We start from the raw sequence: 19,398 nt of genomic DNA on the forward strand, positions 1-19,398 counted from the left end.
CCGCCGGGTCAGTCGCCCGGGGACGCGGGCGAGTCCGGACCGCTCTGCGTGGGTGCATCTGACGCCCGTCGGAGTCGGCGGCCGGCCAGGATCCCGAGGCTGACCAGCACCACGAGGGCCAGCGCGGCCGTCGCGGCGGCCGCCCTGTCGGGGGGACTCGTCGGGGAGATGACCGAGACGTACGCCACCCGGCCGACCACGTCGTCCGGGACGCCGTACGGCATGGCGTCGGCGGCGCGACGGTTGGCGGCGCGCAGGTAGGCCCGGGCCAGCGCCGGGTCGGACGAGGAGTCGACCACCTGGCCGAGCACCTCGCGGGTGCCGTCCTCGCGCAGGGTCCATGCGCCATCGGCCAGGTCGGTGCCGCCGGAGGCGGCGCTCGTCGTGCCGGAGTCCAGCTCGTTCAGCCCGGAGGCGACGGCGGCCGTTCCCTCCGCCTGGGCAGCGGCCCCGGACGCCAGCTCGCGACCCCCGTCCGCGAGTGCGTCGGCGCCGTCAGCGAGATCGCCCAGCCCGGTGCTGAGATCGGCTGCCCCCGCAGCCAGGTCGTCCGCCCCGCCCTCCGCCTGCGCCGCGCCCGCGGACAGGCTCAGGGTGGCCTGGACGACCTCCTGCAGCGACCGCGCGAGCGTCACTTGGCCCTCATACACCCCTGGGTCGTCCGGGTTCCCGCTGCGCAGGGCCCCGGAGACCTGGACCAGTCCGGCCGCGACCCCGTCGAGGGCCCGGACCAGGTCCGTGAGCGCGGTGGCGACCCCGGCCGCGGCGGCCGCCTGGCGGCCGACCTGCGCGCGGCCCTCGCCGCTGCCGGTGGCCGCGGCCGTAGCGGACTCCTGGGCCGCGGCGGACTGCTCGGCGATGGCGGCCAACTGGCGGCACTGGGGCGCCGGCAGGACGGGGGCGGGGGGCGCACAGACCTGGGGGATCAGCGCCTGGGCCAGGGCGGCGGCGGTCCCGGCGGCCTTGGCCGCCGCGGTCGCGTCCTCGGTCACCTGCGCGAGAGTGGTGAGCGCCTCGCGCAGCCCGTCGCTGATGCCGGCGGTCACACCCTGCAGCTGAGCGGTCCCCGCGGCCACCGCCCTCACCACCTGGACCAGGGTGGCGTCGCCGGCGGACGACAGTTCGATGCGCGGGTCGTCCGCGGACCCGACGGTGGCGGCGATCGCGGCGACCGCCGTGGCCAGCTGGTCCGCCCCCGCGGCGAGGGCCGGCAGCCCCTCCGCCGACACCAGTTCCTGCAGGCCGTCGGACACGTCGCCCAGCCCGTTGGCGAGCTCGTCGGCCCCGGTCGCCAGGTCGCTGGCACCACTCTGGGCGGAGGACGCCGCGCCGGCGACCTCCTGCTGACCGGCGGCCAGCTCGGAGGCTCCCTCGGCCACCTGGCGCGCCCCAGGCACCAGCGCGTCGTCGACCTCGGCGGACAGCTGGTCCGCACCCTCCGCCAGCGAGTCCAGGCCCCGGGCCAGGTCCGCGGCGGCGGTGGCCAGCTCCACGGTCGAGTCGTCCAGGGTGGTGAGGCCCTCGGCGAGGTCCGCGCTGCCCTCGACGCTGGACTTCAGCAGGCCACCGGCGAAGTCCGCCGCGGGATCCTGGTCGGTGGTCGTCGGCACGGCCTCCAGCCGTACGCCGGGCACCTGCAGGTCGTCGCCCCGCAGGACCAGACGCCGGTCCTGCTCGTAGTCGCCCATCGGGGGCGCCAGGACCAGCGACCAGCGGACCCAGGTCGAGCCGTCCGAGGTGGTGCCCACCACCGCGTCCGGGGCGTCGACCAGCTCCGCGCCGGGAGGCAGCGTCACGGTCAGCGTGCCCGTGAAGGGGGCGAACACCGGGGACGTGGTCTCGTACCGCTCGCCCGCGGCGTCCCGGTAGTTCAGGGTCCGGTCCTCGACCACGGTGTTGGTGACGGTGTAGCCGATGCTGAGGTCCCCCGACCTGCCGGGGACGGTGGCCGGGTCCAGCACCGTGCCCGCCTGGGAGTACTCCGCGTGCAGGGCCACCGGCTGCGGAAGGTCGAACGCCGCCTGCGTGGTGACCGACGTCTGGCCCGGGCCGCCGACGTCGACCACCATCGAGTCGCCGGACAACGGCGGGGCGCCGCGGCGGTCCACGTACTCCAGGTCCACCGACGACATCGGGATCGTCAGCTGCCGCGGCGGGACGTCCCGCGCGACCACCCGGGTCACGATCACCGAGCGGGTGGGCAGGCCGGCGGAGTCGAGGTCGGACAGGACCAGCTGCTCGGCCACCAGGGGCGGCTCGTCGGAGCCGGAGTCCACCGCGGCCGGCCCGCCGACGGCGCCCGAGGCCGCCGGCGCCAGCGCGACCGGTCCCGCCGCGACCAGGGCCAGGGCGGCCAGGGCGGCGCCCGCCCGGCGGCCCGTCATCGGGTCTCCCCCTCGCCCACGGCATCGGCCACGACGCCCCCCACCCCGCGAGTGGAGGGTTGTGGCTGGTCTGGGTCCCCTGACGCCGACCACAACCCTCCACTCGCGGAGGGGTCCGGGGTGGCCGGGGCCGGGGTGGCCGGGGCCGGGGTGGCCGGGGCGGGGAGGACCGCCGCCACGGCGGCCGCGACCAGCACGGCCACGAGCGCCGGCAGGAGCACCGCGGTGACCATCAGCCCGGCCGAGCGCTGGTCCTCGGGCACCGCCAGCACCGCGATCCCGGCGGCGACCACCCCGAGCACCGCCGGCAGCGACAGCCACCGGGGCACGAGCAGCAGCAGCGCCGCCCCGAGCACGAGCATCGCGGTCGCCGGGACCAGCGCACTTCCCGCCCGGGCCGGGACCACGGCGGCGTGCAGCACGAGGAGCAGCGTCCCCGCCAGGCCCACGCCGAGAACGAACCCCGCGGCCCTCGACGCCAGCGACGGGTCACGGCCGCGGGGACCCGACCCCGGCAGCAGGACCAGCACCCCGCCCAGCACGGCGGCGGCCACCGTCGCCACGCCGGCGTCCGGCGGCGCCAGCCCGAGCCGGGGCACCAGCAGGGCGGCGACCAGGACGCCGACCACCGCACCGAGTGCCGCTCGCATCCGGCGCCGCCACGGCCGCGGTCCAGGCGCCCGTTCCCCCCACTGCGAGCCCAGGGCCAGCGCTGCGGGATCCCCCTCGACGTGCACCTGCGGCAGCAGCCGGTCCAGCCAGCGGGGCAGCCACCAGGTGCCCTTCGCGGCGAGGACCATGATCGACGGGACCAGCAGGCAGCGCACGATGCTGGCGTCCACGGCCACGGCGGTGGCCAGCCCGATGCCGAACATCTTCACCACGGCGTTGTCCGACAGCACGAAGCTGCCGAACACCACGACCATGATGAGCGCCGCCGCGGTGACCACTCGCCCGGTGTCGGCCAGGCCGCGCCGGACCGCGACCGTCATGTCGCCGCTGCGCTCCCAGTGCTCCCGGAACGCGGTGAGCAGGAACACCTCGTAGTCCATCGACAGCCCGAACAGCACCGCGAAGATCATCATGGGGACGTACGACTCGATCGGCACCGGGCCGTCCAGACCGATCAGCGACGCCCCCCAGCCCCACTGGAAGACCGCGGTCACGACCCCGTACGCCGCCGCGATGGAGATCAGGTTCATCGCCGCCGCCTTGGCGGGGATCAGCAACGACCGGTAGGCCAGCATCAGCAGCAGGAAGGACAGGCTGACCACGCCGAGGATGAACCACGGCGTCCTCTCCGCGATCAGCTGCGACAGGTCGGTGAGGGCGGCCGACAGCCCCCCGACATGGGCGGACATCGCCGCGCCGGCGGTCGCCGCCGGAAGCACGTCGGAGCGCAGGTCCCGGACCAGCACCTCGGTCTGCGGGTCCGACGACGCCCACTCCGGCACGACCCGGGCCACCGCGACGCCGCCGTCGGTGCTCACGACGAAGTCGTCCGCGCTGACGATGCCGTCGGCGGCGGCCAGCTCGTCCCGCAGCGCGAGCAGCCGGGGGTCCCGCGTGCGCGGGTCGCCCGAGCTGCTGTCCGCATCGTCCGCGGTCCCCTCGTCCGGCGCCTCGGCGACCGCGTACAGCCGGGTCACCACCGCCAGCGGGGACGACTCGCCCACGCCGAAGGCGGCCGTCATCAGGTCGCTCGCCTCGCGTGCGGTGGTGCCCTCCGGGTAGTCCGAGGCGTCGGTGTGGCCCAGCGAGAGAGTCACCGCCGGGGCGGCGAGAAGCAGCAGCACCAGGGTGGACCCGATCGCGAACCGCCACGGCCGGGTCGTCACCGCGTCGGCGAGCCGGGCCCAGCCGGACCGGTCCAGGGCCTGGTCGTCGACGTCCTCCACCATCGACCGTGGCAGCACCCGGCGCCCGGCGAGGCCGAGCAGTGCCGGGACCAGCGTCACCGACGCCAGGACGGCGATGCTCACGACGATCGCGGCTGCCAGGCCCAGCCAGGCGAGGAAGGACAGCCCGGTGAGCACCAGTCCCGTGACGGCGGCGATCAGCGTGCCGCCGGCGAAGACCATCGCGGCCCCGGCGGTGGCCGAGGTCCGGCCGATCGCGTCCGGCACGTCGAACCCTCGGGCGAGCAGCACCCGGTTGCGGACGACGAGGAAGAGCGCATAGTCGATGCCGACCCCGAGCCCCAGCATCGTGCCCAGGGTCGGCGCCACGTCCGGGATGAACACCACCCCGCTGAGCAGCCCCACCACCGCGAGTCCCAGCGCCACCGACACCAGGGCGTTGACCAGCGGGATGACCGTGGCGGACACCCTCCGCAGCGTGAGGAACAGGACGAGGATCGCCGCGAGCAGGCCCAGCACCTCGCTGATCCGCGTGTCCGGGCGCGACACCTGCCGACCCAGGAAACCGCCGAGCTCCACGGTGTAGCCGTCGCCGGCCGCGGCGCGCGCAGCCTCGAGGACCTGCGTCCCGGCCTCCCGCTCGGTGGCGGCACGGTCGGTGACCACGACCTGGACCAACGCGGTCGTCCCATCGTCGGAGACCAGACCCGGGTCGTCGGCCGGCGCGTTCACCGAGGTGACGATGTCGAGCCCGCGCATGGCCTTCGCGACGTCGGCTGCGACTCGGGCGTCGGCGCCGGTACTGAAGTCGGCCCCGTCCGCGTAGAGCACGACCGGGACGGGTTCCGAGGCCGAGCCGGGGAACGCTCGGTTGAGCAGGTCCTGCGCGACCGCGCTGTCCGTGCCGGGTAGCTCGTAGGAATCCGCCGCCGCGCCGCCCAGAGTCCGGTTGGCCCCCATCACCGCCAGGGCGACGAGGATCCAGATCGTCACCACGAGCCCCGCGTGCTCGGCGCAGCGTCGAGCCAGGCGGTAGAGCGCACTGCTCACTCCCGCACCATGCCACACCGGCCGCAGGGAGTCGCCGCGCCTGCAACGGCGCGCCTCGGACGGGTGGAATGCTGGCCGGACATGAACCCGCTGGCCGACCTCCTGCTCGCGGCGACCGCCGTCGATCCGGATCGGCTCGCGGTGCGAGCGCCCGACGGAGTTGACTGGACGTACGCGGAACTCGAGGCGCACAGCGCAGCCGCGGCGGCAATGCTGGTCGAGCGCGGCGTCCGGCCCGGCGACCGCGTGGTGGTCGCCACGGCGAAGTCGGCGGCGGCGCTTGCGGTGATCCTGGGCTGCACCCGGGTGGGCGCCGTGCTCGTCCCGCTGTCGCCCGCCTTCCCCGACGCCGAGCTGGCCCGCCTGGTCACCGACGCCGACCCTGCCGCGCTCGTCGTGGACGCCGGGCGGCACGTCGACGCCCTCGACCTGGCCCCGGGCGTCACCACCATCCCCCTGTCGCCGCGTTCGCCCACGCGGCCCGGCGGGTCCCTGGCGACCCCGGTCGACGCACCCCGGGTCCCCGCGGACCCGGCCGCGGTCGTCTACACCTCGGGCACGACCGGCGCCCCCAAGGGCGCGGTGCTGAGCCACGGCGCCCTCGTCGCCAGCGCCACCACCCTTGCCAGCGCGTGGGGCATGACGGCCGACGACGTGCTGCTGCACGTGCTTCCTCTCGACCACGTGCACGGCCTGTTCGTGGCGGCGCAGACCATCTTGGCCGTGGGCGGGACGCTGCTGCTCGAGCCCCGGTTCGACGTGGACCGGGCAGTGGCTCTGCTACCTGGCGCCACCGTGCTGATGGGCGTCCCCACGCACTACGCGAGGCTGCTGTTGCACCCCGGGTTCGACCGCGCATCCGCCGGGTCGCTACGGCTGCTGACCTCCGGGTCAGCACCGATGTCGGCCGCGCTGCACCGGGCCGTCGAGGAGCGGACCGGGCTGCAGGTGCTCGAGCGGTACGGCATGACCGAGACCTGCATCCTGACGTCGAACCCGCTGCACGGGGAGCGCCGCCCCGGCTCGGTCGGGCAGCCACTGCCCGGGGTCTCCGTACGCGTCGTCGACGGCGAGGGCGCCGAGTCCGCGCCCGGCGCCGTGGGGCACGTGCAGGTACGCACACCCTGCGCCTTCGACGGCTACTGGCGGCGGCCCGAGCTGACACGGGACTGGCTCAGCACGGACGGCTGGATCCGCACCGGCGACCTCGGCCGGGTCGACGCGGACGGCTACCTCACGCTGGTGGGACGGGAGAAGGACCTGGTCATCACCGGCGGCCTCAACGTCTACCCCGCCGACGTGGAGCGCGTCCTGGACGCGCAACCGGAGGTCGCCGAGTCCGCTGTGGTGGGCCTGCCCGATGACGACCTGGGCGAGCGTCTGGTCGCTGTGGTCGTCCCCGCCCCCGGGCACGTCGTGGACCCCGACGACCTGGTGGCCCGGCTGCGGGCGGACCTGGCCGGCTACCAGGTGCCGCGGGACGTCCGGGTCGTGGCTGCACTGCCCCGCAACGCGATGGGCAAGGTGCAGAAGCAGCGCCTGCGCGCCGACCCCCCTCCCCCGCGCTGAGTGCTCGCGTGTTGTCGTTACCGGGCCGTGGAAACGACAACACGCGAGCATTCGCGGAGGTGTTCCCTGCGGGTGGCCGCTGCGGAGGTCAGGGGGCGGGCGGGGCGCCGGTCGGGATGCTGAGGGCGACCAGGACCGGGCCGGAGCGCTCGGCCCCCGGGGCGGACGCGCCGCAGCCAGGAGCACCGTGGTCGCCCGACGCGCAGGAGGCGCACCCCGACGCGGGGCACCCGGAGGACAGCACGGTCGCCTGGAGCAGGCCCCGGCGGACCAGCTCGTCCACGACGACGCGGGCCAGGTCGACGTCGATGCCCGCCTGGTCGGCGACGTCGGCGAGGGTCGGTGCGCCGGACCGGACCGCGGCCAGCACCCGCGCCGAGATCGACGCTCCGCCACCGGTCACGAGATCAGCCGTCCGACCTGGAACACCGCCACCGCGAGCAGCCAGGCGAGCACCAGCTGCATGCCGACGCCGAACATCGTCCAGCGCATGCCGATCTCCCGCTTCTGCGCCGCCAGCGTCGCGACGCAGGGCGTGTAGGCGAGCAGGAACACCAGGAACGCCAGCACGGCGGCGATGGTGTGCCCGCCGGACGACGCGTCGAAGTCCGCCCGCAGCGCGTCGCCGAGGGCGCCCGGCTCGCCGAGGTCCTGCGGCTCCTCGGCCGCGTACGTCTGCGCCCAGGACGAGATCACGGCCTCCTTCGCGACGAAGCCCACCATCAACGCGCTGGTGGCGTGCCAGTCGCCGAAACCCGCGGGGACGAACACCGGTGCCACCGTCTCGGCGATCGCGGCGTACGCGCTGTCCTCGACCGGCACGTCGCCGAACGACGCCGTGGGCGGCGCTCCCACCGGGATCGCGCTCAGTAGCCACACCACGGTGACCGCGGCCACGATGATGCCGCTCGCGGTCCGCAGGAACCCGCGCAGCCGCATCCACATGCTGGAGAACAGGATCCGCGGCATCGGCGCCTGGTACGGCGGCAGGTCGATCACCAACGGCTCGTTGCCGAGGGAGCGCAGGAGGGTCGAGCGCAGCAGCAGCCCGACCACCACCACCAGCACGATCGACAGCACGTACATCGCGAAGACGACGTTGCCGGCGTTCGGCCCGAAGAACGTCGCGGCCACCAGGACGTAGACCGCCAGCCGCGCGGTGCATGACGTGAACGGGACCAGCAGCACGGTGAGCAGACGCTGTCGCCCGTCGGACAGCACCCGTGTCCCGGCGACCGCCGGCACGTTGCAGCCGAAGCCGACAACCAGCGGCAGGAAGGCCCTGCCGGGCAGCCCGATCGAACGCATCAGCCGGTCGGTCACGACGGCCGCACGGGCGAGGTAGCCGGAGTCCTCCAGCAGGGCGAGCAGCAGGAACATCAGCGCCATCAGCGGTACGAACGTCAGCAGCATGCCGACGCCCGCGACCAGCCCGTCGATGACGAAGCCGCGGACCCAGGTGTCCCCGAGCCCGACGGCGTCGATCACAGCGCCGACGGTGTCGGCGACCGGTCCCCCGATGAAGGCGTCGAGCAGGTCCTGGAACGGTGCCGCGACCCGGGTGGTCACCTGGAACACCACCCACATGACCGCGAGGAACACCAGTGGCCCGAGCAGCGGAGCGGTGACGACCCGGTCGATGCGGTCCGACCAGCTGCGGCGGCCGGTGTCAGTCCGCGTGCAGGCCACCGACACGGCCGAGGCGATCCAGTCGAACCGCGCGTCGACGGCGGCGAGCTCGTGGTCGTCGCCCGCTGCGACCGTGGGCCTCGGCTCGGGGACCGGGCCCGCCAGGCAGTCCAGCACCGCGGTCTCCAGCACGTCCATCCCGACGCCGTGCCGCGCGTCGACCAGGACCACCGGGACCCCGACCTCGGCCGACATCCGAGACGGGTCGACGACCACCCCGCGCCGGGCGGCCACGTCGCGCATCGTGATGGCCAGGACCGCGCGCTGCGGCAGCTCGCGCAGCTGGGAGAGCAGGTACAGGCCGCGGGACAGCTCGACCGCCGAGGCGACCACGACGACGACGTCGGGCCGCTCCGCGGGTGGCTGCTCCACGAGCAGCTCGCGGGTGAGCTCCTCGTCCGGGGAGGTCGGGTCCAGGCTGTACGCACCGGGCAGGTCGATCACCGCGAGCGGGCCGGCCGCGGTGGTCCACCGACCCCGGCCCACCTCGACGGTGGTGCCGGGCCAGTTGCCCATGTCGCGACGGGCGCCGGTGAGCGCATTGAACAGGGTCGACTTGCCGACGTTCGGGCTCCCGGCGAGCGCGACCACCGGCGCGCCGGCGGGGGCGGCCGGGCCGACCGCGTCGCTGTGGCAGGACGGGACGCCGGACGCCCCGGCATCGGCCGTCGTCCCAGCGGGGGGCGACGTCCCGGCGGTGATCCGCTGCTCGCCGGTCACGACACCGCACCGTCCTGGCCCGCAGGGTGCGGGCCGGCGTCAGGTCCGGCCTCGTCGGCAGCCACCGCGTCGGGGCGCGCGGCCACATCCGCGCCAGCCAGATCCGTGCCGGCCAGATCCGTGCCGGCCAGATCCGTGCCGGCCAGATCCGTGCCGGCCGGGACCGGCCGGACGGGGACGTGCCGCAGCAGCCCGACGTCCACCGCGACCCGGGCGTCACCCACCGCCAGCAGCCGACCGCCGCCCGCCGTGCGGTGCAGGACGGTGACCCGCTGCCCGGCCCGCAGGCCGAACTCGGCCAACCGCCGGATCCGGCCGGCTGGCAGGTCGGGGGCGCCGAGCACGACGGTGGTGCCCGGCGCCACCGCGTCGAGCGTGGCTGGCTCCGCGCCCGTCGCCGTCACCGTCGCCGCCACGTCGGAACCGTACCGCCGCGGGTTAGGCATACCTAACTCGGTGGGCAGTGGCCCTCACCACGGCATCACCTCGAACGGGGACGACCGGGCGTCGTCGGCGGTCAGGATGCGCTCGGCCTCCTCGACCGACAGCCGGTCCCGCTCGGCGGCCAGGAAGGTGCGCAGCAGGCTGACGTCCGCCGCCGTGGGCAGCGCGCTCACACCGGGCTGCGCCAGCGCCCAGGACACCGCGGCGCGTAGCCGCTCGTCGTCGTCGTACGGCTCGTACCAGGTGGTGTGCGAACGCTCGCCGACCGGCTGCCCGGGCTGGGCGCCGGGCCAGTTGCGGCGGGCGGCGGTCTTGATGGTGAGCAGGGCGGCGTCCTGGCGGGCGACCTCGGCCCGCAGCGCCTCGAAGTCCGCGCGGTAGTCCGGGCGGGCGGCCAGCACCGGGTTCCACGGGGTGATCACGGTCGCGAAGGGGAAGCGCCGCAACGCCTCGAGGTGCGTCGCCGGCGCCTGGTGGCCGTGCCCGGTGATGCCGATGGCGCCGGCCAGGCCCTCGGCCTGGGCCCGGACGGCGGCGTCGAGCGCACCGCCGGTCCTGGTGGCCCGATCGAGGTCCTCCGGGTCTCCCACGGCGTGCAGCTGGATCAGGTCCACGTGGTCGGTGCGCAGCCGCTCCAGCGAGCGGGTGATCTCCGCCCAGGCGGACTCCGCGTCGCGCTCGCCGGTCTTGGTGGCCAGGAACACCCGGTTGCGGATGGCCGGCACTAGCGGCCCGAGGCGCTCCTCGGCGTGGCCGTACGACGCGGCGACGTCCAGATAGGTGATGCCGCCGTCCAGGGCCTCCTGCACCGAGCGCTCGGCGACCTCGGGGGTCACATCGCTCAACGCCGCGGCACCGTACGCCAGCACCGACACCTCGCGGCCGATCCGACCCAGCCTGCGTAGCTCCACGTCGACTCCCTTCGGGGGTACCCGAGCATCATCCCCGCCCGGGGCCGCGGAGTCGCGGGGCCTCCGGCACCAGATGCAGCCGGGGACCCGGGAGCCGACCGGTGACTAGGTGCCGAAGGTGTCCGACATGAGCACCTTGAACCAGGTGTTCATCTGCGAGTAGTTGCCCGCCGTGATGCTTGGCGCCTCGACCGGCTGGCCGGCTGCGGCGACCATCTTCTTCGTCGCCGGGTCGTAGTGGTAAACGACGGACAGCCACGACGCGGTCGAGGAGGTGATCGGCGAGTAGCACGCGGAGTTCGTGACGGGGTTCTGGTCGATGGGCAGCGCCGGGACCGAGAGCAGCCGCACCAGCGCGTCGGCGCACACCTTCGCCTCCGCGTTGGCGACGTGCCCGGCCTTCGGTTGGGTGGTGTCGGACGCGTCGCCGAGCACGTGGACGAAGGGCTTGACGGTGGACTCGTAGGTCAGGACGTCGACCGGGCAGAACAGGCCGCCCGCGGTCGTGGGGGAGGTCGCCAGGCCGAGGTCACGGGCGATCTTGCCCGCGGTGTGGTCGGGGATGACGTTGAGGACGTTCCCGCTGAACGTACCCGCGCTGGTCACGATCGTTCCGGTGTCCGCGTTGACCGACGCGACCTTGGCGTTGGGCACGTACTGGATGACCCCGGCGTGCACCTCGTTGAAGGCGGTGGTGAAGTTGTGGACCTCCGCCTGGATGCTCGGGTTCGCGTCGAGGACGATCACCTGGGGCTTGGTGTTGCCCGCGCTGCGCTTGTTCTTCTTGATCCAGTCCGCGACGACGCAGGCCCGCTCGTACGGACCGGGCGGGCACCGGTACGGCTTGGCCGGGATCGTCACGATGAAGGTGCCGTCGGTCGGCATCGCCACGAGCTGGTCGCGCAGGCTCTGCGTCTGCGGGCCGGCCTGCCAGGCGTGCACCACCTTCGCCTGGTTCGCCGCACTCCCGGTCAGCCCCGGGATCGGCAGGAAGTCGATGCCGGGCGCCATCACCAGCCGGGAGTACGTGGCGGTTGCCGTCCTGCCGTTCGGCCGCTTGTAGGTGACGCGCTTGCGGCCGAAGTCGACGCCGGTGACCGTGCCCTGCTGGACGTTGACGCCGTAGGTGGACTTCAGGGTCGAGTACGCGAAGCGCAGGCTGGACAACGACCGCTGCCCGTTGAGGACGAGGTTGCTCATGATGCTCGACGTGTAGTCGGCGTTCGCGTCGATGAGCGTCACGGGGATGGTCTTCCCGCTCCACAGCCGCAGGTACTTGGCGAGGGTGACACCGGCCATCCCGCCGCCGACGACGACGACGGGGGCGACTGCGGCGTCCGCGGGCGGGGTCGAGCGGCTCATCAGCGGGACGGCGGCACCGGTCGCGGCGGCGACGCCTGCCAGGCCCAGGAAACGACGGCGGCTGATTCCAGTCATGGCGGCGGTCCTCACGGCTTCGGCAGGGAGGCGAAGTAGGTGGCGATCTTCAGCAGCTCTTCGTCGGTGTAGCCGCGGGCCTGGGCACCCATGATCGAGTTGTGCGTCCGCTGGTCACGCATCTTCTCCATCATGTCCTTGACCGGGATCCCGGCGAGCTGGTTGAAGGACCCGTTCAATCCGCCCGTCCCGTGGCACTGGGCGCAGTTGGCCGCCAGCGCCTGGCCGGTGGGCATCACGCTCACGGCGTCGGACTGGAACCCCGTCGTCACGGCCCCGTAGGCCGTCATCACCACCGCGAACATCGTGCCCACCGCGAGGGCGGTGCGATGGCGGCGGGCGAACCCGCGGATCCGAGGGGAGCTGGTCATGGCGTGCCTCCGGTGCCGGTTCCCGGCGCGCGTCCCGTGCGCCGATCGACGGGGGGAACGGTAGGACGTGGGTGCTCTCATCGGCGGGCGGAGCGCCCGGTCTGGAGGGCCGCTGCCGAACCTTGGTCTGGGCTTAGCCGTCCGTTAGGGGATCGTCACTCTCCGCACACGGGGACGCCCACCGAGGACGGGTCGCGGCCGCGTCGAGCCGGCGCGGCCAGGCCGCGCGCGGGTCGCCCCCGCGAAAGGCGCTGGCTCCCGGCGCCGGCGGCTGCTGGGATGACCGCGTGGGTGACGACACGGCCGCGACCGGCGGCGTACGGGTCCGGGCGTTCGCCGACGGGGACTGGCCGCTGTTCCGTCGATTGGACGAGCTGGCGTTCGGCTACACCGCCGAGGCCGAGCTCGTCGACGTGGACTCGCCGGTCATGGACCACGGCCGCTCGCTGATCGCGGAGGTCGACGCCGAGCCGGCCGGCCTGGCGTCGGCGTACCCGTTCCCCCTGTCCGTCCCCGGCGGCGGCAGCGTCCCGGCCGCGGGGACCACCTGGGTGGGGGTGCTGCCCACCCATCGCCGGCGCGGGGTGCTGCGGGCGATGATGACGCGGCACCTGGTCGACTCCCGCGAGCGCGGCGACGCGGTGGCGGTGCTGTGGGCCAGCGAGCCGTCGATCTACGGCCGCTTCGGCTTCGGGGTCGGGTCGCGCGACCTGGCGCTGGCGCTGTCCGCGACGGACGTGGACCCCGCCCTGCCGGGCGCGCCGTACGACCCGTCCCTGCGCGCCCGGATCGTGGCGCCCGAGGACGCGCGAGCGGCGATGGCCGCCGTCTACCGGGCCCAGGCGGCGCAGCGCCCGGGCGCCCCGGCCCGCGACGACGCGTGGTGGGACCGGGTCCTGGTGGACCCGGTGTCGCGGCGGGACGGGGCCAGCGAGCGGCGCTGCCTGCTGGTCGAGGACGCAACGTCGGTTCGCGGCTACGCCTTGTACGCCACCCGCTTCTCCTTCGACGACACCGGCAGCCCGGACGGGACGCTGAACGTGCGCGAGCTGCTGTCGGTCGACCCGGCCGCGCGCGCGGCGCTGTGGCGGGTGCTGCTGGGCCACGACCTGATGACGCGCACCACCTGGCGGTCCGCCCCCAGCGACGAGCCGCTGCTGGAGTGGGCCCCGATCCGGCGCGGCCTGCACGGGCCGGGCGACCAGCTGTACGTGCGCGTCCTCGACATCGCCGCCGCGCTGACGGGACGGGCGTACGCATCGCCGGTCGACGCGGTGCTCGAGGTGCGCGACGGGATGGTGGACACCTGCGCGGGGCGCTGGCGGCTGACGGTGGGCCCGGACGGGCGGGCCGCCTGCGTGCGGACCGCGGACGACCCGGACGTGTCGCTCGACGTGCGCGACCTCGGCGGGGTCTACCTCGGCGCCCGCTCGCTGTGGTCGCTGGCGCTCGCGGGGGTGGCGCAGGCCCATGACCCGGGGCAGGTCCGCGCGTTGTCGGCGGCGCTGCGGCACGAGCCCGCCGCCTGGTGCCCCCACGTGTTCTGACCCGGCCGCTGGTGCCCCGGGACCGCTGGTGGCCCGGGACCGCTGGTGGAACGTCTGGCCCGCGCACGCTCCGCGTGTCGCGGGCCAGACGTTCCACCAGTGAGACGTTGTGCCGAGACACGCCGGCGTGTCTCGGCACGACGTCACCTTCGTGGGTATGCGTGAGGCATGTGAGGTTCGGGGGGCTACCCGGCCAGCACCGCCACGGCGTGGATGAGGACGCCGACCAGCGCACCCACCACGGTCCCGTTGATACGGATGAACTGCAGGTCCCGGCCGGCGTACAGCTCGATCCGGCGCGCGGTCTCCTCGCCGTCCCAGCGGTCCACGGTGTCGCTGATGGTGGACACGATCTCGTCGCGGTACCGCGAGACCACGTGCACCGCGGCGTCGGCGACCCAGCCGTCGATGCGCTCCCGCAGCACCGGGTCGTGCTGCAGCCGACGCCCGAAGGTCTCGACGCCCTCGGCGACTCGGCGCCGCAGCGGGCCGTGGTCCTCCGCGACCATCTCGTCCAGCGACCGGCGCAGCGGGGTCCACAGCCGCGCCGCCGCCTCGCGACCGCCGTCCCCGGTGACCCAGTCCACCCAGGCCCCCTGGACCCGCGCCTGCAGCCGCTCGTCGTGCTGCAGCCCGTCCGCCAGCCCGAGCAGCGACCGGTCGATGGCCTGCCGTACCGGGTGCTCGGGGTTGTCACGGACCGACACCACGAAGCGCAGCAGCTCGGCGTGGATCCGGCTGCCGACCGCGTCGTCGACGAAGCGCGGCGACCAGGACGGGGCCTGCCGCAGGATGATCGAGACCACCCGCTCGCGGTTGTCCGCCACCCAGGTGACCGCGTGCCCGGCGAGGATGTCGACCAGCTCGCGGTGGCCCTGCTCGTTCACCACCCGCTCGATCAGCCGGCCGAGGTGCGGGGCGACCTCCACCTGCGCCAGCCGCGGGAGCAGGGCGGTCTGGACCAGGTCGTGCACGTGCTCGTCACCCACCACGGACAGCGCGCCGCGGGCCACCGACGCCACCTCGGCGGCGACCCGGTCCGCGTGCTCCGGCTCGGCCAGCCACTCCCCGGCCCGCCGGGCGGCGTCGGTCGAGGACAGCTTCGAGCGGACCACGTCCTCGCCGAGGAAGTTGACCGACACGAACGACGCCAGCCCCTTGCCCAGCTCCTCCTTGCGCCGCGGGATGATCGCGGTATGGGGGATCGGGATCCCCAGCGGATGCCGGAACAGCGCGGTGACCGCGAACCAGTCCGCCAGCCCGCCCACCATCGCCGCCTCCGAGGCGGCCAGCACGTACCCGACCCAGGGGTCGTCCACGCCGGACGCCTGCAGCCGCAGGCAGACCAGGAAGACGGCGGCGGCCCCGAGCAGGAAGCCGCCGGCGACCATCCGCATCCGGCGCAGCCGGCTCCGGCGGTCGTCGTCGGAGAGGGACAGGGTGCCCGGGACGTCGCCGGGGGCCAGGGTGACGCTCACGCCGCCGATCCTGCCCCGTCCCCCCGCCGCGCGCTCACCCCGCCGCCCGGTCCCACCCGTCGTTGTGGTGCCGGTTCCGGGCGCTCCCGCCCCCGGACCCGCCACCACAACGGACTGGAGCGGCGGGTCCCGCGGGCTAGCCGACGCCCGCGGCGTTGGCGACCGCCCGCTTGGTGAGGACCCGGGCCAGGTGCTGGCGGAAGTCCGCCTGCGCGTGGATGTCGCTGGTCGGGCTGGTGCCGTCCGCGGCCCGCTCGGCGGCGGCCGCGACCGCGTCGGCCGACGCCGGCGCCCCCGCCAGTGCCGCCTCGGCGGCGGTGGCCCGCACCGGCGTCGGGCCCATGTTGGTCAGCGCCACCCGGGCCTCGGCGATCGAGCCGTTCTCCCGGCGGACGGCCGCCGCGACACCGACGATCGCCCAGGCCTGCGCGGTGCGGTGGAACTTCTGGTAGTCGAACCCCCAGCCGTCGCCCAGCTTCGGCACCCGTACCTCGACCAGCACCTCGTTGTGCTCCAGGGCGCTGGTGAAGTAGTCGACGAAGAACTCCGACGCCGGGACCGTACGCCGTCCGTCGGGCCCCGCGACCACCATCTGCGCACCCAGCGCCAGCGCCACCGTCGGCAGGTCGCCAGCCGGGTCGGCGTGCGCCAGCGAGCCGCCAAACGTGCCGCGGTGCCGGATCGCGGGGTCCGCGACGGTGGCCGTCGCCTGCGCCACCAGCGGCGCGTGCTCGGCGACCAGCGGGTCGTGCAGCACGTCGAAGTGCGTCGTGGCCGCCCCGATGACGATCGCGTCGCCGTCGTCCCGGACCCCGCGCATCTCGTCGATGCGGCCGCAGTCGACCAGCACGGTGGGCGCCGACAGTCGCGTCCGCAGCAGCGGCATCAGCGACTGCCCGCCGGTGAGGACCTTCGCGTCCTCGCCGCCCGCGATCAGGTTGGCCACGGCCTCCTCGACCGACGTCGGCCGGATGTAGTCGAACTCGGCGGGGATCATGCCGCACCTCCCTGGGCCGCCTGGATGGTTCTCCAGACGTTCTCCGGCGACGCCGGCATCGGGACGTCGTTGACGCCGAGGTGGCGCAGCGCGTCGACGATGCCGTTGATGATGGCGGGGGTGGACGCGATCGCGCCCGCCTCGCCGACCCCCTTGGTGCCCAGCGGGTGCGTGGTCGACGGGGTGACCGTGCGGTCGGTGATGAACGAGGGCAGGTCCGCCGCGCTGGGCAGCAGGTAGTCCGCCAGCGACGCGGTCAGCAGGTTGCCGTCCTTGTCGTAGACCGCGCCCTCGTACAGCGCCTGGCCGATGCCCTGCGCGACGCCGCCGTGCACCTGGCCCTCGACGATCATCGGGTTGATCTGCACGCCCACGTCGTCGACGCAGACGTACTTCCGGATCGTCACCTTGCCGGTCTCGGTGTCGACCTCCATCGCGGCGAGGTGCGTGCCGTGCGGGTAGGAGAAGTCCTCCGGGTCGACGGTGGACTCGCCGGACAGCGTGGGCTCGAAGCCCTCGGGGGCGTCGTGGGAGGTGAACGCGGCCCACGCCACCTCCTGGATCGCCTTGGCCTTCTCCGGGTCGCCCTTGACCCGGAACTGGCCGCCGACGAACTCCAGGTCGTCCGGGCTGCACTCCATCTGGTGGGCCGCCAGCTGGCGGGCCTTCTCCACCACCTTCTCGCCGGCGCGCAGGATCGCCTGACCGCCGACCGCGAGGGACCGCGAGCCGTAGGTGTCCATGCCGTACGGAGCGCGACCGGTGTCGCCGTGGATGACCTCGATGTCCTCGACCGGGATGCCGATGACGTCGCTGGCGATCTGGCTCCACGCCGTCTCGTGGCCCTGCCCGTGCGGGCTTGTGCCGGTGATGAGCTCGACCTTCCCGGTGGGCAGGATCCTGATGGTGCAGTGCTCCCAGCCGCCGGCGGCGTACTTCAGCGCGCCCAGAGTCCGCGACGGCGCCAGGCCGCACATCTCGGTGAACGTCGAGATGCCGATGCCGAGCTGCACCGGGTCACCCGACTCGCGCCGGGCCTGCTGCTCGGCGCGCAGCTCGTCGTACCCGAACAGCTCCAACGCCCGGGCCGTCGCCGCTTCGTAGTTGCCGGTGTCGTACGTGAGCCCGGCGATGGTCGCGTAGGGGAACTCCTCGTGTTGGATCCAGTTGCGCTTGCGCAGCTCCAACGGCTCCATGCCGAGCTCCGCGGCCAGCTCGTCGACGATCCGCTCGATGGCGTAGGTCGCCTCCGGCCGCCCCGCGCCGCGGTAGGCGTCGGTCGGGGTCTTGTTGGTGAAGACGCCGGTGCAGGTGAAGTCGTAGGCGTCCATCTTGTAGATGCCGGGGAACATGAACATCCCGAGCAGCGGCGTGCCCGGCGTGATGATCTGCAGGTACGCACCCATGTCCGCGAGCAGGTCGACCTTGAGACCCAGGATCTTTCCGTCCTTGGTGGCCGCGATCTCGATGTCCTGGATCTGGTCGCGACCGTGGTGCGTGGCGACCATGTCCTCGCCGCGGGTCTCGTTCCACTTCAGCGGGCGGCCGATCTTGTTGGCGATGACCAGCGCGAGGACCTCCTCGCGGTAGATCTGCAGCTTGGCGCCGAAGCCGCCGCCGACGTCGGGCGCGACGACGCGAATCATGTTCTCCGGGATGCCGGTCGACAGCGCCAGCAACAAGCGCAGCACGTGCGGGATCTGGGTCGCGGTCCACATGGTGATCTCGCCGCTGGTGCCCATCGGCGCGACCACGATCGCGCGCGGCTCCATCGGCGACGGGATGAGGCGCTGGTTGATGAAGCGCCGGGTGACGACGACGTCGGCCGCGGCCTTCGCCGCCTCGTAGTCTCCGCAGGGCAGCTTCGCCGTGTAGCACTTGTTGGTGCCGGCCGAGTCGTGGACGAAGCCGGACCCGTCGGCCAGCGCGGCCTCCATGTCGACGACCGCGGGCAGCGGCTCGTAGTCGACGTGCACGTCAGCGACCGCGTCGGCGGCGGAGTACGCGTCGTCGGCCAGGATCACGGCCACGACGTCGCCGACGTGGCGCACCTTGTCGACGGCGAGCGCCGGGAAGTCCGGCATCACGATGTCCTCGGTCACCGGCCAGACGCAGGGGATCTTGGCGTTGGACTCGCCGAGGTCCGCGGCGGTGAAGACGTGCCGGACCTCGGGGCGGGCGAGCGCCGCGGAGGTGTCGATGCCGGCGATGCGCGCGTGCGCCATCGGGCTGCGCACGAACGCGAGGTGCAGGGCGCCGGGGAGCTGGATGTTGTCGGTCCACTGGGTCTTGCCGGTCAGCAGCCGCGCGTCCTCCTTGCGGCGCAGCGGACGGCCGATCGCGGCCTCGGTGGCGGGGGCGACGGTCTCGGTCACCGGGCACCGCCCTTCATCGTCTCGGCGGCGTACGCGACGGACTTCACGATGTTGTGGTAGCCCGTGCAGCGGCACAGGTTGCCCTCGAGGCCTTCGCGGATCTCGGCCTCGGTGGGTTCCGGATTGTGGGACAGCAGGTCGACCGCGGCCATCACCATGCCCGGGGTGCAGTAGCCGCACTGCAGCCCGTGGCACTCCTTGAAGGCCTGCTGGACCGGGTGCCACTCGCCGTTGGCGAGGCCCTGGATGGTCGTGACCTCGCAGCCGTCGGCCTGGACGGCCAGGACGCTGCAGGACTTGGCGCTCTGCCCGTCGATGAGGACGGTGCACGATCCGCAGTTCGAGGTGTCGCAACCGACCGGCGTGCCGACGAGGCCGAGGTCCTCGCGCAGCCAGTGGACCAGCAGTCTGCGGGGTTCGACCTCCGCCTCGTGCTGGATGCCGTCGACGGTGACGGTGATCCGTGCCATGTGCCGCTCCCAGGGGATGGTGTGTGCCTCCTCCGGCGCCCCTCCCCCTCGCCCGCGCACGGAGGGGTCACCCGGTCCGGCGACCGTACGACGCCGG

At 74.0% G+C, this 19,398-nt stretch carries 14 protein-coding genes; 2 read left to right on the plus strand and 12 right to left on the minus strand.

The window, feature by feature from the left end; all coding sequences use genetic code 11:
• Positions 1-8: 8 nt before the first annotated feature.
• Both R2737_01370 and R2737_01375 read right to left on the minus strand, forming a co-directional pair.
• A complete protein-coding gene (locus R2737_01370; protein MEZ5114890.1) occupies positions 9-2,384 on the minus strand; it encodes a hypothetical protein in 2,376 nt (791 codons plus the stop codon).
• Positions 2,381-5,293: an MMPL family transporter gene (locus R2737_01375; GenBank protein ID MEZ5114891.1), complete on the minus strand. Its 2,913-nt coding sequence runs from the start codon at positions 5,291-5,293 to the stop codon at positions 2,381-2,383. The genes R2737_01370 and R2737_01375 overlap by 4 nt, the downstream gene beginning before the upstream one ends.
• A gap of 81 nt (positions 5,294-5,374) precedes the next feature.
• Here R2737_01375 and R2737_01380 point away from each other — a divergent pair, with 81 nt between their 5' ends.
• Positions 5,375-6,862 carry an AMP-binding protein gene (locus tag R2737_01380; GenBank protein MEZ5114892.1) on the plus strand — a complete coding sequence of 496 codons (1,488 nt, stop codon included), beginning with the start codon at positions 5,375-5,377 and terminating at the stop codon, positions 6,860-6,862.
• A gap of 88 nt (positions 6,863-6,950) precedes the next feature.
• Here the strand turns inward: R2737_01380 and R2737_01385 are convergent, their stop codons facing one another.
• From R2737_01385 to R2737_01410, 6 genes are all read right to left on the minus strand, one after another.
• Positions 6,951-7,265, minus strand: coding sequence for a hypothetical protein (locus tag R2737_01385; protein ID MEZ5114893.1), 315 nt, complete (start codon positions 7,263-7,265; stop codon positions 6,951-6,953).
• Positions 7,262-9,271: a ferrous iron transport protein B gene (gene feoB, locus R2737_01390; protein ID MEZ5114894.1), complete on the minus strand. Its 2,010-nt coding sequence runs from the start codon at positions 9,269-9,271 to the stop codon at positions 7,262-7,264. The genes R2737_01385 and feoB overlap by 4 nt, the downstream gene beginning before the upstream one ends.
• The gene (locus R2737_01395) at positions 9,268-9,687 is read right to left on the minus strand and encodes a ferrous iron transport protein A (protein ID MEZ5114895.1); all 420 of its coding nucleotides are present in this window, start codon (positions 9,685-9,687) and stop codon (positions 9,268-9,270) included. The genes feoB and R2737_01395 overlap by 4 nt, the downstream gene beginning before the upstream one ends.
• Before the next feature lie 54 nt (positions 9,688-9,741).
• Positions 9,742-10,626: an aldo/keto reductase gene (locus tag R2737_01400; protein ID MEZ5114896.1), complete on the minus strand. Its 885-nt coding sequence runs from the start codon at positions 10,624-10,626 to the stop codon at positions 9,742-9,744.
• Between the two features lie 105 nt (positions 10,627-10,731).
• Positions 10,732-12,063 (minus strand): FAD/NAD(P)-binding oxidoreductase, encoded by a 1,332-nt coding sequence (locus R2737_01405; protein ID MEZ5114897.1) that lies wholly within the window; start codon positions 12,061-12,063, stop codon positions 10,732-10,734.
• A gap of 11 nt (positions 12,064-12,074) precedes the next feature.
• Entirely contained in the window at positions 12,075-12,434 is a 360-nt protein-coding gene (locus R2737_01410) for a hypothetical protein (GenBank protein ID MEZ5114898.1), read from the minus strand.
• Positions 12,435-12,721: 287 nt separating this feature from the next.
• On the opposite strand from R2737_01410, the gene R2737_01415 reads away from it, so the two are divergent.
• Complete coding sequence (locus tag R2737_01415; protein MEZ5114899.1) at positions 12,722-13,981, plus strand: GNAT family N-acetyltransferase; 1,260 nt, start codon at positions 12,722-12,724, stop codon at positions 13,979-13,981.
• Between the two features lie 185 nt (positions 13,982-14,166).
• On the opposite strand, the gene R2737_01420 is transcribed toward R2737_01415, so the two are convergent.
• From R2737_01420 to R2737_01435, 4 genes are all read right to left on the minus strand, one after another.
• Positions 14,167-15,459, minus strand: coding sequence for a DUF445 domain-containing protein (locus R2737_01420; GenBank protein MEZ5114900.1), 1,293 nt, complete (start codon positions 15,457-15,459; stop codon positions 14,167-14,169).
• 136 nt (positions 15,460-15,595) lie between these two features.
• On the minus strand, positions 15,596-16,456 hold the full coding sequence (locus tag R2737_01425) for a xanthine dehydrogenase family protein subunit M (GenBank protein MEZ5114901.1): 861 nt from the start codon (positions 16,454-16,456) through the stop codon (positions 15,596-15,598).
• Positions 16,453-18,831, minus strand: coding sequence for a xanthine dehydrogenase family protein molybdopterin-binding subunit (locus R2737_01430; protein MEZ5114902.1), 2,379 nt, complete (start codon positions 18,829-18,831; stop codon positions 16,453-16,455). The genes R2737_01425 and R2737_01430 overlap by 4 nt, the downstream gene beginning before the upstream one ends.
• Positions 18,828-19,301 carry a (2Fe-2S)-binding protein gene (locus R2737_01435; protein ID MEZ5114903.1) on the minus strand — a complete coding sequence of 158 codons (474 nt, stop codon included), beginning with the start codon at positions 19,299-19,301 and terminating at the stop codon, positions 18,828-18,830. Before R2737_01435 ends, R2737_01430 begins: the two co-directional genes overlap by 4 nt.
• Positions 19,302-19,398: the final 97 nt, after the last annotated feature.

Source organism: Candidatus Nanopelagicales bacterium (assembly GCA_041393815.1).
Classification (GTDB): Bacteria; Actinomycetota; Actinomycetes; order S36-B12; family JAWKJK01; genus JAWKJK01.